The sequence below is a fragment of the Nostoc sp. 'Peltigera membranacea cyanobiont' 210A genome (assembly GCF_002246015.1).
GTDB lineage: Bacteria > Cyanobacteriota > Cyanobacteriia > Cyanobacteriales > Nostocaceae > Nostoc.
The window spans coordinates 454475-467536 of the sequence record NZ_NOLJ01000002.1; the positions used below are offsets into that span (position 1 = coordinate 454475).

11 protein-coding genes and 1 pseudogene are annotated in these 13062 nt (G+C 41.2%); 6 read left to right on the top strand and 6 right to left on the bottom strand.

What is annotated here, in order from left to right; translation table 11 throughout:
• Nucleotides 1-63: 63 nt before the first annotated feature.
• Nucleotides 64-213, top strand: a pseudogene (locus CDG76_RS39575) (GNAT family N-acetyltransferase); the annotation flags it as partial.
• An 18-nt stretch (nt 214-231) separates the two neighbouring features.
• Here CDG76_RS39575 and CDG76_RS06865 read toward each other — a convergent pair.
• From CDG76_RS06865 to CDG76_RS06875, 3 genes are all read right to left on the bottom strand, one after another.
• Nucleotides 232-714, bottom strand: a complete 483-nt coding sequence (locus CDG76_RS06865) for a cupin domain-containing protein (protein WP_094348302.1) — start codon at nt 712-714, stop codon at nt 232-234.
• Between the two features lie 601 nt (nt 715-1315).
• Complete coding sequence (locus CDG76_RS06870; protein WP_094348303.1) at nt 1316-5554, bottom strand: PAS domain S-box protein; 4239 nt, start codon at nt 5552-5554, stop codon at nt 1316-1318.
• A gap of 424 nt (nt 5555-5978) precedes the next feature.
• Nucleotides 5979-6182, bottom strand: a complete 204-nt coding sequence (locus tag CDG76_RS06875; RefSeq protein WP_143854037.1) for a diguanylate cyclase domain-containing protein — start codon at nt 6180-6182, stop codon at nt 5979-5981.
• 159 nt (nt 6183-6341) lie between these two features.
• Between CDG76_RS06875 and CDG76_RS06880 the strand changes: the two genes are divergently transcribed.
• On the top strand, nt 6342-7349 hold the full coding sequence (locus tag CDG76_RS06880; RefSeq protein ID WP_094348304.1) for an ABC transporter ATP-binding protein: 1008 nt from the start codon (nt 6342-6344) through the stop codon (nt 7347-7349).
• Nucleotides 7350-8162 (top strand): ABC transporter permease, encoded by an 813-nt coding sequence (locus tag CDG76_RS06885; RefSeq protein WP_094348305.1) that lies wholly within the window; start codon nt 7350-7352, stop codon nt 8160-8162.
• Here the strand turns inward: CDG76_RS06885 and CDG76_RS06890 are convergent, their stop codons facing one another.
• Nucleotides 8163-8558, bottom strand: coding sequence for a four helix bundle protein (locus CDG76_RS06890; protein WP_094348306.1), 396 nt, complete (start codon nt 8556-8558; stop codon nt 8163-8165). It abuts the gene before it with no gap.
• Between the two features lie 154 nt (nt 8559-8712).
• Here CDG76_RS06890 and CDG76_RS06895 point away from each other — a divergent pair, with 154 nt between their 5' ends.
• The 3 genes from CDG76_RS06895 (at nt 8713) to purU (ending at nt 12121) form a co-directional block, all read left to right on the top strand.
• Nucleotides 8713-10464, top strand: a complete 1752-nt coding sequence (locus CDG76_RS06895; protein WP_094348307.1) for a GldG family protein — start codon at nt 8713-8715, stop codon at nt 10462-10464.
• Nucleotides 10465-10543: 79 nt separating this feature from the next.
• Entirely contained in the window at nt 10544-11170 is a 627-nt protein-coding gene (locus CDG76_RS06900) for a DUF4340 domain-containing protein (protein WP_094348308.1), read from the top strand.
• A 96-nt stretch (nt 11171-11266) separates the two neighbouring features.
• Nucleotides 11267-12121 carry a formyltetrahydrofolate deformylase gene (gene purU, locus CDG76_RS06905; RefSeq protein WP_094348309.1) on the top strand — a complete coding sequence of 285 codons (855 nt, stop codon included), beginning with the start codon at nt 11267-11269 and terminating at the stop codon, nt 12119-12121.
• A 93-nt stretch (nt 12122-12214) separates the two neighbouring features.
• Here the strand turns inward: purU and vapC are convergent, their stop codons facing one another.
• Both vapC and CDG76_RS38190 read right to left on the bottom strand, forming a co-directional pair.
• Nucleotides 12215-12622, bottom strand: coding sequence for a type II toxin-antitoxin system tRNA(fMet)-specific endonuclease VapC (vapC, locus tag CDG76_RS06910; RefSeq protein WP_094348310.1), 408 nt, complete (start codon nt 12620-12622; stop codon nt 12215-12217).
• Nucleotides 12619-12963: a hypothetical protein gene (locus CDG76_RS38190; protein ID WP_223265167.1), complete on the bottom strand. Its 345-nt coding sequence runs from the start codon at nt 12961-12963 to the stop codon at nt 12619-12621. The genes vapC and CDG76_RS38190 overlap by 4 nt, the downstream gene beginning before the upstream one ends.
• Nucleotides 12964-13062: the final 99 nt, after the last annotated feature.

The window sequence follows — 13062 nt, forward strand, 5'->3', positions numbered from 1 at the left end:
CTTTTTTCACAACTTATGTCAGAAGATAGATATTTCTTATAACTTATATTAGTTGCTATCAATGTCATAGATCCGCACGTTGATAATTATCGTGCTATTCGCTGCTATGAAAAATGTGGTTTTGTGAAAGTAAAGCTATTGCCGGCAAATGAACTGCATGAAGGAGAATACTCAGATTGTTGGCTCATGGCAATAGAGCCAAATAAATCATGAGGAAATGCATTCTACCTGTTATGCCTTCTTACCTGCTACTGGTTCAGCTATATTTTCCATATCGACCAGATTCCACTTTAAACCTTTGCTTCTATATATACGCTTCTGCAAATTTGGATAATCACCGATATCATAGTCTAGCCTTTGACCAACTACTATACATTTGAATATAGAATTGCCCGTGTTTTTCAGGTTGTGCGGCTTACCACCAGCGCGATATCCAATAAAATCTCCTGCTTTAACTGGATAAACGCTTTCTCCAATTGTTGCCTCAGCTTCTCCCTCAAGAACGTATACGCACTCTTCTTCGTGATAGTGCAGATGAAGCTCCGTTGATTCACGTCCAGGCTCTACTTCAATGATGTGGAAACCGATATTTTTTAAACCTGTCAAATCCCCTAAAGACTTATTCAGTCTGCGAGCATTGGAGTTGAGAAAATGTGTTTTTTCTAGTCCTTTATAAGACTCAATCTCTTCTTTGGTGACTAAATACTTTTCCATTTCTTGATACCAAGGTGCTAAGAAAATTTGATGGTGAAAAAGCGAGGGGCCTAAAGATGAATTAAGACGGAAGTTAAAACAGGTTCAAGGGTTCCATCTCAGTAGAAGCGATGCCCTTCGACAGGCTCAGGGTAAGACCTACGGCGGTAAACTACGCTTCTATTTGTGGATGGAATTATATCATCACCTCGTTATTAAGTGCAACTTCATAGAGAATTTGTATCAGTTAATGACTGATTGCATACCGAGAGTAGTACATCAGCCTAGATCGTAGCTAGCTATAGTACGTTACTAAATTAACTCGCGTGTTCCCAGTCACTAAGTAACTCATGTTGTTGTACTATTTTATGGCATTTATGAAATGGTACTTTAGGAGTACCAATACTCCTACCAGGAAAAGACTGTTTTTTGGTCTTGGTAGGTCTATTTTGTAGGGTTGTTGAACTGAACTGTTGGGTTTTCATTGGTAAATAAATCTCTGATTAAAACCTGAGCACCAATGTATAACATCAATTTGCAAACGGCAAATTTCTGAAGAAAAATAAAAAATACATATTTAATTTGTAAAGGAAAAAAGAGAAATTTAAGAGTTTATTTACTCTCAAGATGCAGTGTTGCCAATGAGACTAACGATCGCTGCGGCTAAATCCACAGGATCGACGGGTTTAGGTAGATGTTTTTGAAATCCTGCTGCCATTGCTTGGTTGTAATTAATTTCTCCAGCATAAGCAGTTAAAGCGATCGCAGGAATTTGTCCGCCTTGCTCTGGCGGTAATTTTCTCACTTCGCGTAGCAACATATAGCCATCCATGAAGGGCATTCCAATATCGCTTAAGAGGATATCTGGCTGGGATTGCACTAATGTTTGCAGCGCTTCATCTGCTGATTCAACTGCCGTTACTGTCGCGCCATATTGTTCCAGTGCAAAGCTAAAAAATTCTCGCACATCGGCTTGATCGTCCACAAGCAGGATTTGTACTCCAGCCAGTAATGTCTCCTCAGTACTGAGTTCTGCTTGAGAAGCCTCACTACTGCTAACTCGCAACTCAGAATTTTTGAGCAAAGGTAGTTTGACTGTGAAGGTAGCTCCTTGTCCTTCTCCCAGACTCTCTGCCTGGACTGTGCCACCATGAAGTTCTACTAAATGACGTACAATTGCCAGTCCCAATCCCAATCCACCAAAAACTCTGGTTGTCTTAGCATCTGCTTGCCGGAAGTAATCAAAGACGTAGGGTAAAAATTCCGGGTTGATTCCTTTACCTGTATCAATTACCTGGATTTGAGCGTCTAAACCAACTTGCTGTAGACGCACTTCTACTTGTCCCTCTGCGGGTGTGAATTTAACGGCATTGGAGAGGAGATTCCACATCACTTGTTGCAAGCGATCGCCATCGCCGAGAACTTTGCCGATATCATTACTTAAGATGATTTGAATTTGAATTGATTTGGCTTCTGCTGCTAAACGCACCGTTTCTAGTGCAGCTGCGATCGCTATTTTCAAATCCACTGCATGGAGATTTAAGCTGACTTTACCTTGCAAAATCCGCGAAACATCAAGTAAATCTCCAATCAATTGGGTTTGTAACTTGGCATTCCGCTCGATGGTTTCCAATGCTCGGATTCTAGTAGCTTCGTCGAACTTGCGGGTTCTGAGTAACTTTGCCCACCCTAAAATCGGATTCAAGGGAGTTCGGAGTTCATGGGAAAGGACAGCGAGAAATTCATCTTTAATGCGGTTGGCTGTCTCGGCTTCTGCCCTAGCAGTCTTTTCAGCTTCGTAAAGTTGAGCGCGGGCGATGGCTTGCGCACACTGCTGTCCCAGTGTCAACATAAATCCCCGGTCTTCTTGATTAAATATTTGAAGAGGAGTAAAGCTTAATCCCAAAGCCCCAATTACTTTACCTTCTACTATCAAGGGAATGGAAGCCCAGGCATTATTCGCTATCACAGTCACAACATCTGCTAAGTCGGGATATCTAGCAATCATGGCTGCTAAATTTTCTAAAAAAATCGGCTGCCCAGTTCTGACTGTTTCTGCTATTTGGTTAGGTGCTGTTAGCGGAAAACTTGTCCAAGTATTTATGAGTGTTTGCGGATAGCCAATTGCTTGCACAACTTTTAGGGTAGTATTTCCTTCAGTAAGTAAGACAACGGAACCACCAGTAGCTTCCAAGGCGGCAATGCCTTGGTTCACCACTACATCAGCCACCTGTTGGGGAGTTAAGGCTTCCGAGAAGGCAGCAGTTATTTTTTGTAAAAGTACTGTGCGGTTGACAGACCGTTGAGTTTCCTGGTAAAGTCTGGCGTTGTCGATGGCTGTCGCTGCCCGTCGCGCAATATCTTCTGCTAAAGCCAAGTCTGTTTGTTGATAGTACCGACCAGATTCGGCGGTAAAAAAGGAGATTGCTCCAAATAATTGCCCGCGAGAACGAACTGGAATCACCATTAGAGAACGAATACCCAGACTTTGCAGCAATTGCAGATGTTCGTTGTCTTCAGACATCTCTACAAGATTAGAGTCAGATAATTCGGGATAAAAAACAGATATTCCTAGCTTTAGCTGCCGTACAAGCTGTTTGGCTTGGGTTTTGGGTCGATAACGCCGTCGGATTTCGTCTAAAATATTCAGTTTTGTGGGATCGGCAATTGCGATCGCAATTTGTTTACTTGACCAATCTTCCTCAAAGACATCTACAATGCACAAATCGGCTAAAGTTGGGACTGCTAGATTTGCCACACTTTCCAAGGTGATTTCATAATCTAATGAGGCAGCTAGTAAGGTGCTGGCTTCGACTAAAAAGTTTTGTGTGGCTTCAACTCGTCTGCGATGGCTAATATCTTCAATAATCCCTAATGCATACATTGGTTGTCCATTAGCATCCCAAACTGCTGATGAAGTTAGATTTACCCACACAATGGAACCATCTTTGCGGATGTAGCGCTTCTCTAAGGAATAACCACTAATTTCTTTTGCTACAACTCGCCGAGCATTTTCCAAATCAACTTCTAAGTCGTCAGGGTGGGTAATTTCCTGAAAGTTCATTTGAATTAACTCTTCATGGCTATACCCAGTAATTTCGCATAGGGCAGGATTAATTTGCAGAAATCGTCCATCCAACCCTACTAAAGTAATACCAACAGCGGCTTGATTGAACATTGCCCGAAACCTTTCTTCACTTTCTCGCAAAGCAACTTCTGTTTGCTTTGCTGCTGTCACATCTGCCAAAATAATGCCAATTCCTACCGTTTCACCCATTGCGTTATGAACTGGGTAATAGTTGCCGAGCCAGTAACCGTAACGTCCTAGTTGTCCTCTTGTCTCACCACTGATTTCCATATTCAGCAGGGGTTCTCCAGTATCTAACACGCGCTGTAACTGTGGCTCTAACTCAGCCGCCATCGCTGGCAAAACTTCCCTAAATTTGCGTCCTAGATGTTCTTCTATAGTTAAACCGTTAATGTCAGCGAAAACTTGATTAATGCGGATATATTGCAGTTCCCGATCCAAAAAGCATACGGCAACAGGAGCCGCTTCTAGCAACGCATCTAAAAGAGATAGAGATTCGGCATAATGGACTAAAGCTTGCTGGATGTCTCGATAAAGTTGGGCATTTTCTACTGCTAAGGCAGCACGATGGGTAATATCTGTTGCTAAAGTTAGGTCGGTGCGATCGTAGCGACGGTTTGATTCTGCGGTGACAAAGCTGATAGTGCCGAGTACTCGCCCTTTTGCGATTAACGGCACAATCATTACAGACTTCATCCCCAATTGCCGAACAAGTTCTAAGTGTTCCTGATTCTGAGTAGCCGCCACTAATAGCGAATCAGATACCTCTGAGATCAATTCGCTTTGCCCGGTTTGCAGTACTCTAGTAATTGCACTTGCACCCTTGTAATCTGTCACATACTCTTGAAGTTTACGCGCCAACTCCGCTTTCGATGGGTCTGCATGGGCAATGGGTAGGCGACGAATGGAACCATCTTCATTTAAAATATCGACGCTACACCAATCAGCTAATTGGGGAACTGAGATTTTAGCGATCTGTTCTAAGGTTTGTTCATAATCTAGCGAAGTAGAGAGTAAACTACTAATTTGGGCAATATAGCGGAGTCTTTCCTCAGCCTGCTTGCGCTCTGTAATATTCACACCTGCACAGGTAATACCTAAAATGCTATTGTCTGCATCCCTTAGTGGTTCAACTAGCAAATCATAAAAACAGTCTTTTCCAGAAGTTGTCAGACAAACTTCTTCACGGGTTGCAACACCAGTCTCTATTACCTTTAGTTTAATTACCTGCAATTGCTCTGCTACTGAGGCTGGAAATAATTCATCATCAGACTTACCTAACATTTCCTCAGCAGTGTCTAGTCCTTGAGGATTATGAATCCACTGATATCGCAAATCACGATCCTGCTGAAAAACCACGATATCTGAACTACTTAACGCTAATCGAAATCTTTCTTCACTAACTCTCAGCTGTTGCAGATTTCTATCAGATCCTCTTTTAGCAGTCTTTAATGCCTCACATAAGATACTAAAGAGCAATCCTTGTAATGCAAACAACCCAATTCGTACAGAATTAGATAAGTCAAAACTCAGCTCATAAACTGGGGGGAGAAAGAAGTAGTTGCTCAGTAACGCAGACAAAGAAGTTGCTAACAACCCTGACTTCAAACCACCATACCAAGCACTCAACATTACAGCGCTAAAAAACAGCAGGAAAGGAGTTCCACTCATGTTTAACCAAGGGTCTAGCATCAACATTAGCACTAGTGCAAGTGCGACAATTAATACAACGATGCCATAACGCAGTAACTGAGAATAATGAATATGGGGCATGAAAAGTTTTTGGAACAACCAATACTCATTACAGAAGCTCTATATACCCTAAGCTAGTTTGTAAATTTCAGTAACTTATCTCCAGATAGATTTTTGCTGAGTTATAAAAACCTCTTTTGCTAGAGGTCTATTTGTTAGCTATCTGGTATGTAAAAGAAAAGTTTAGCTCGATCTATCAAGATAAATGGCACTGTTTTGCTAATCTAAAATACTAAATACAAACACGAAACTAATTTATAACAAAAATTATATAATAATATCTGGTTCAGGATATAAACAAATATAAAATATTGGCTATTGGTCATTAATTGCCAGACTACTATTTATTTGGTAGACATCAATATTGAAATTTGAATGCATAACTAAACAATTGATATTGTCAGGATATTTACTTAAGTATTAGAGATAATCACAACGCGATCGCCTACTTATAATTTGACTTATTTGTTCCTAAGACAATATCGATGCTTGTACTGATAACCACTTCCGAATCATTAAGTATCAATGGTGTTTGAAAATCTTTTAGAATCTGCTCAGTAATTTGAATAGCTTTTTCAATACCAGAAATACCTTCCAGGAGAATTACGAATTCATCACCATCGATTATGGGACGGGTGAGGACACCCATACCACAAGAAAATTTGGGATTTTTTTTATTTGGAAGTCCCTAAAGAGGTTTTTCAGGAACTTTACCCTTTGTCGGCTAATCTTAGTGCCAGTCCCCCATACTCAATATTGCGATCTAAGATTATTGGGTATTCTATAATTTGCGATCGCCACTATACGGATGATTGAAGTTGAACATCTGAGTAAAATATACGGCTCTACCCCAGCGATTACTGATGTCACCTTTAGCGTCGAACCTGGGGAGATTTTAGGATTATTGGGCCCCAATGGCGCTGGAAAAACCACAACCATGCGGATTCTGGCTGGTTATTTACCGGCAACTAATGGAAATGCTCGGATTGCTGGTTATGATGTCCATGAAAATTCTCTGGCTGTGCGCCAACGCATTGGTTATTTACCCGAAACACCACCGTTATATCCAGACATGACGGTGGAGGGATTTTTGCATTTTGTCGCCCGAATTAAGGGAGTTCCAGCAGGCGATCGCCCCAATAAGGTGACAGCCGCCATCGAACGCTGCAACTTAGAAGAGAAGCGGCGGGTGATTATTCGCAAACTCTCTAAAGGATACCGCCAAAGAGTAGGAATTGCTCAAGCGATCGTCCACGATCCACCAGCAATCATTCTCGATGAACCCACCGTTGGACTCGATCCTCGACAAATAATTGAGGTGCGGAATTTAATTAAAAGCCTTGCTGGTACTCACACAGTTATTCTTTCCACGCACATTCTGCCAGAAGTGAGCATGACTTGTAGCCGCGTCGCCATTATCAATCGCGGTAAAGTGGTGGCAACTAATACACCAGAAAACCTGATGACTCAGTTGACAGGTGGTTCAGGGTATGAATTGGAAATAGAAGGAGAAGCTGCCCTAGCGAAACAGGTATTGCAAAAAGTCGCGGGTGTGAGCCTGATAGAATCAATTCCGACAGCCGGAATCCACGGACATCAACCCCAGGAAAACCGCGCTTACCTGCGGGTGATATCGCAACCAGGAAAAGAACCAGGAAAGGATATTGCCACAACATTAGTGCGTGCAGGATTTGGTTTACATGAACTGCGGCGGGTTAACGCCACCTTAGAAGATGTATTCTTGCAACTAACCACAGAAGAAAAGAATTTCGATCCTGATGTAGACTTAGCAGCAGACAAAGAAGGAGCAGCGTAAATGGGTGTAGTGCTGAGTAATATTATTGCCATTTATCGCCGAGAGTTACAGAGTTATTTTGTATCGCCTTTAGCTTATGCGATCGCAGGCATATTTTGGTTAATTGCCGGGTTATTCTTCGTGATGATTTTGCTAGGGCCAGATGGCATTTTGGTAGGAGTTGCGGCAATAGATGCACAAGGGCAACAGCTGGGAGTACCAGTACCGCCGATAGATGTCCCCTACGAATTTGTCCGAGCATTTTTAGATCGTATGGGATGGCTATTGTTGTTTATCCTGCCAATACTCTCAATGGGACTCTATGCCGAAGAACGGAAGCGGGGCACTTTAGAATTATTAGCCACCTCACCAATCACCAATTGGGCGGTAGCTGTAGGTAAATTATTAGGCACGATCACATTTTTTATCACAATGGTTTTACCTATGCTAGTGTTGGAAGCGATCGCCATCAGCGGTTCAAATCCACGAATGACACCCTCAATTCCCTTGCTGGGTCATATTGGATTAATCTTACTAGCAGCAGCAATTTTATCTGTAGGAATGTTTATTTCCTCATTAACAGACAGCACAATTTTGTCTGCCGTTTTTACCTTTGCAGTAATCTTATTATTGTTATTGATTGATTTAATCGCTAAAATTGTCCCTGGCCCTGTAGGCGAAGCTTTAGGTTATCTATCGTTGCTGAAACATTACAACACTTTAATCCAAGGTATTTTTGATACTAGCGCTTTAATTTTATTTGCCAGTTACATTTTTTTGGGCATCTTTCTCACAGCTCAATCAATTGATGCACTGCGTTTTCAAAGGCAATAGTCATTTATCATTTGTCATTTGTCCTTGGTCATCTGGTACATTGCCAATTGAGTTTAGATAGGAGTTTAATTTGGGTGCTAGTTCGTTAATGATTGTTTTGATTGCATTTATCTGTTCAGTAGTTAAAAGGTTACGAGTGTAAGCCCGTCTTAACCAATGTTGAGTTTCATTCAAAGAACCTCTTGCTATTTTGATAAAACGTCTATTTTCTTGAAAACTACCTCTTCCTAAACCTTCTGCTATATTGGCTCCAATACTATCTGCCGAACGAACAATCTGTTTACCAATAGTATCTTTTGCAAAAAAGTTCCATCCTTCAACAATTTTCCAAATGTTATCTGCTAATTGTTCTGATAATTGATAAACTTGTAATTCTTGGAAACGCTTTGTCGCCATTTATTCAGTTGCATTGCTTATCTTCTTTTTAATTACTCAATTTTCGCCCATATATTTTTACTTGTCACTATTTTTAGACCAACGCTCAATGACCTACGCTCAATGACCAATAACCAATGACAAATGACCAATGACAAATGACAAATGACAAATTATGAAAATAGTTGCAAAAAAGAAACTGTGGAAATATCTGTTTTGGTTAGGCCCATTCCTAATTACTGTCGGCTTAACAGTTGGATTAGTCTCTGAACAGTGGGGATCAATTCCATTAATATTTCTGATTACGGGAATTGTTATTAGTGGGTTGGGGATAATATGGCAAAGCTACCAGAGTAACTGGTGGAACCGTCGTTCTACCCAAGCTGGAACTAATGCGCTAGTGGCAACTTTGGCAGTACTAGCAATTCTAGGATTGATTAACTTTTTGGGGACTCGCTATCACTTGCGGGCAGACTTAACAGAGGCTCAATTATTTACTCTTGCACCCCAGTCACGTGAATTAGTAAGAGTTTTACCACAGCCAGTTAAAGTGTGGGTATTTGATATTAATCAAAATCCCCAAGACCGAGAACTGCTAGAAAATTATCAGCGCCAAAGCTCAAAATTTAAATATGAGTATATCGACCCCCAAGCTAGACCAGGACTTGCAGAAAAGTTTGGTGTAAAAGATTATGGAGAAGTTTATTTAGAATCTGGCGATAAACGACAATTAGTACAGACGATAAATGAAAATGAGCGATTATCAGAAATTAGATTAACTGGTCGTCTGCAACAACTAACAAATTCAACCACAGCCAAAGTTTACTTATTACAAGGTCATGGCGAACGCCAACTTTCGGCTGGTAAAGGTGCAATATCACAAGCAGTTCAGGGATTAGGCAATAAAAACTTTACAACATCACCTCTGAATTTAGGAGAAACTTCCAAAGTTCCTCAAGATGCGGCTGTAGTGATAGTAGCTGGCCCCAAACGAGGACTGTTTGAGGGTGAAGTCAAAGCTTTGCAAGAATATCTTAATCGCGGCGGTAACTTACTGCTGATGATCGATCCGAATACCGATCCCAAACTTAACAGCTTGCTACAAGAGTGGGGTGTTCGTCTAGATAATCGTTTAGCAGTCGATGTCTCTGGCGAAAGCGTCGTGGGACTTGGCCCTGCTGCGCCCTTAGTCACAGAATATGGACAACATCCAATTACCAAAGATTTCGGTAACGGTAATTCCTTTTATCCGATTGCCAGACCACTGGAAATTACCTCTGTGCCTGGTGTTCAGGCTATTCCACTGCTACGAACCAAACCCTACCCCAATAGTTGGGCAGAAAGCGACCTCCAAAGCGAAAAATTGGAGTTTAATGCAGATAAAGACCTCAAAGGGCCTCTAACCTTGGGTGTTGCTTTAACAAGAAAACAAGCAGCTAAACCTGTTTCCACTCCTCAAGCTTCCCCCATCCCTTCACCCCTACCATCACCAACCACCCAAAGCAAGACTAGCCCTACTCCTTCCCCTTCCCCCAAAACTCCGCAAGCCTTACCCCTACCATCACCAACCACTCAAAGCAAGGTTTCCCCTACTCCCTCTGCTCCCCCTGCTTCCCCTGCCTCCCCTGCTCCCTCTACCCCCTCATCTCAAACAGCCACTGAGTCTCGGTTAGTAGTTTTAGGAAATTCCGATTTCGCCACCGATGGTTTGTTTCAACAGCAATTAAATGGAGATGTATTCCTCAACTCAGTTACTTGGCTGAGTCAACAAGATCAGCAACCCCTTTCCATTCGTCCCAAAGAACCGAAAAATCGCCGGATAACCCTGACAAACACACAAGCTAATCTTTTAATATTGTCATCTCTGTTGGTTTTACCCTTAATTGGATTTGCGATCGCAGTTATTATTTGGTGGAAACGACGGTAAGAAGTGAGTTAGGAGTTAGGAGTGACAAGTAGAGACTGGAGAAGAGTTTTTTCCATGCCAAATGACAAATGACTAAAAAATGAAATTGCCACGAACGACTTTAATTTTAATACTGCTAGCGCTGGGTTTAGGTGGTTTTGTTTACTTCTATGAAATTCGGGGTGCAACTCAGCGAGAAGAAATTAAGGAGCAAAAGCAGAAAATTTTCTCTTTTGGTGAAGATGATGTGCAGTCTTTAACAGTCAAGACAAACAAAATCACTCTTAATCTGGAACGTAACCCTGAATCTTCTAGTAACCCCAAGTGGTTAATCAAATCTCCGATATCGGCTCCAGCAAATGACGCTATTGTTTCTTATTTAATGGATTTGTTAGTCAAGGGTAATAGCGAGCGTACTTTATCAACTCCAGCAAAAGAGCTTGGAGAATTTGCCTTAGATCCACCCCAAGCAACTATTAATATCACCCTGAAAAACCGACAAAGCCATCAGTTGATTTTGGGTAAATCTAACTTTAACGGTCGTTTCTTGTATGCTCAAGCTGACCCTAATGCTAAACCCGATGGTAATATAAATGTGCTGTTAGTATCTACAGATTTTGCAAATGCCGTAAATCGGGAACTATCAGAGTGGAAACAACCTGTAGATAATAGTCAGAAACTACCTGGACTCAGCACCCCTTTACCAACTCCAACAAATAGTAAATAAGCAATTACGGTTTCTGTGGTATGTTTCGGTAACGCACAGTGGGTTAGCACATCTGTGCTACTCTACTTCAAATCTCACTAGTTTTTCTAAGTTACCATGACAAATCCGACAGCAACATTGCTGATTTCCTGCCCCGATCGAAGGGGACTGGTGGCGAAATTTGCCAATTTCATCTATTCTAACGGTGGTAATATTATCCATGCAGATCAGCACACAGATTTTGCTGCTGGATTATTCCTCACGCGCATTGAATGGCAGCTAGATGGGTTCAATTTACCGCGAGAATTTATTGCCCCTGCATTTAATGCGATCGCACAACCTTTAGGTGCTAAGTGGGAATTACGTTTTTCTGATACAGTACCACGCATTGCTATTTGGGTAAGTCGGCAAGATCATTGTTTATTTGACTTAATTTGGCGACAACGCGCTAAAGAGTTTATTGCTGAAATTCCTTTAATTATTAGTAACCATTCTAATTTAAAGGAAGTTGCAGAGCAGTTTAACATCGACTTCCAGCACATTCCCATCAATAAAGATAATAAATCAGAACAAGAAACCCAACAATTAGAATTATTACGCAAGTACAACATAAATTTAGTTGTCTTGGCAAAATATATGCAGATTGTTAGTGCAGACTTTATTAATCAATTTCCGCAAATTATTAATATACATCATTCATTTTTACCAGCTTTTATCGGAGCAAACCCTTATCACCGAGCTTTTGAACGTGGAGTAAAAATTATTGGTGCAACTGCTCATTATGCCACAGCCGATTTAGATGCAGGCCCAATTATTGAACAGGATGTGGTGCGAGTTAGTCACCGTGATGAAGTGGATGATTTGGTCAGAAAAGGCAAAGATTTGGAGAGAGTTGTATTAGCAAGAGCGGTGCGATCGCACTTACAAAATCGTGTATTAGTATATGGTAATAGAACAGTAGTCTTTGAGTAATTTTATACCTGAGGTAATGCAAGAGAGCGATGCCTACGGCGGGCTACGCCTACGCGGGAAGTTGTGAGATGATGTTTTATAGTCAGTCGTTTTTCAATTATCTATCTCCCAATCTTCAATCAGCAAGTTATTAATCCGCTTAAATTCTCTGGTGTTATGAGTAACAAGGGTTAAATTATTTATCAGTGCGATGGCAGCAATTTGTAAATCATAAGCTCCAATCGGAGTGCCTAATATTTCTAGCTGAGATCGAATCATTCCAAATGTCATTGCTGCGAGATCGTCAAACGGTAGTAATATAAATTGAGCTAAAAATTCTTGCTGTAAGGTAAGATTACGTTCTGGGTTGGCACTTTTCATTGTGCCATAAAATAGTTCAGCTTTGACGATTGAGCAAACGGCAATATCTTTAGTAGCAGTGGTTTGTAGTTTCTGCTTTAAGGTGGAATTTTTACCACGCATATAAATAATGCAAGTGTTAGTATCTAGCAAAAATTTCACAGGATGGGTTCGCGTTCTTGTTGTTGTTCTTGGGGATGGCGAAAGAATGTTTCATCTTGAATACATCCATAGAATTTAGTCAAGGGATATTCTGGGGTTTCGGTTTGAGTTTCTGGTTGTAGGGACTCAATGAGGGTTTTTAGCAATGTCAAGCCTCGGCTAAGGTCGAGTTCTTCGGTGAGTTCAGTTAGGGGTGATTGACGGAAGAATTCTGAGAGTTCGGTGGGTTGGTCTGGGTGGGTGTTGTGTGTGGTTAGGCTTTGAGCAAGGAATTGGATAATATACAGTTTATCGTTGGGGGAAAGCTGAAGGAGTTGTTGTTCGAGTTCTGGGATAGCCATGATGGGGTTAAAGTACAGGATAATTTTATTTTACTTTCACTCTTCAGGGGTTAATTTAGTGTGACTCGTTTTTTACCTATTAATAGTTATTGCATTATC

Excerpts from the sequence above, each read along its gene's own strand:
- CDG76_RS06890 (WP_094348306.1), bottom strand. The coding sequence starts at position 8,558 with ATGGCGACAAAGCGTTTCCAAGAATTACAAGTTTATCAATTATCAGAA.
- CDG76_RS38190 (WP_223265167.1), bottom strand. The coding sequence starts at position 12,963 with ATGGCTATCCCAGAACTCGAACAACAACTCCTTCAGCTTTCCCCCAAC.
- CDG76_RS06895 (WP_094348307.1), top strand. The coding sequence starts at position 8,713 with ATGAAAATAGTTGCAAAAAAGAAACTGTGGAAATATCTGTTTTGGTTA.
- CDG76_RS06885 (WP_094348305.1), top strand. The coding sequence starts at position 7,350 with ATGGGTGTAGTGCTGAGTAATATTATTGCCATTTATCGCCGAGAGTTA.
- CDG76_RS06875 (WP_143854037.1), bottom strand. The coding sequence starts at position 6,182 with ATGGGTGTCCTCACCCGTCCCATAATCGATGGTGATGAATTCGTAATT.
- purU (WP_094348309.1), top strand. The coding sequence starts at position 11,267 with ATGACAAATCCGACAGCAACATTGCTGATTTCCTGCCCCGATCGAAGG.
- CDG76_RS06900 (WP_094348308.1), top strand. The coding sequence starts at position 10,544 with ATGAAATTGCCACGAACGACTTTAATTTTAATACTGCTAGCGCTGGGT.
- CDG76_RS06865 (WP_094348302.1), bottom strand. The coding sequence starts at position 714 with ATGGAAAAGTATTTAGTCACCAAAGAAGAGATTGAGTCTTATAAAGGA.
- CDG76_RS06870 (WP_094348303.1), bottom strand. The coding sequence starts at position 5,554 with ATGCCCCATATTCATTATTCTCAGTTACTGCGTTATGGCATCGTTGTA.
- CDG76_RS06880 (WP_094348304.1), top strand. The coding sequence starts at position 6,342 with ATGATTGAAGTTGAACATCTGAGTAAAATATACGGCTCTACCCCAGCG.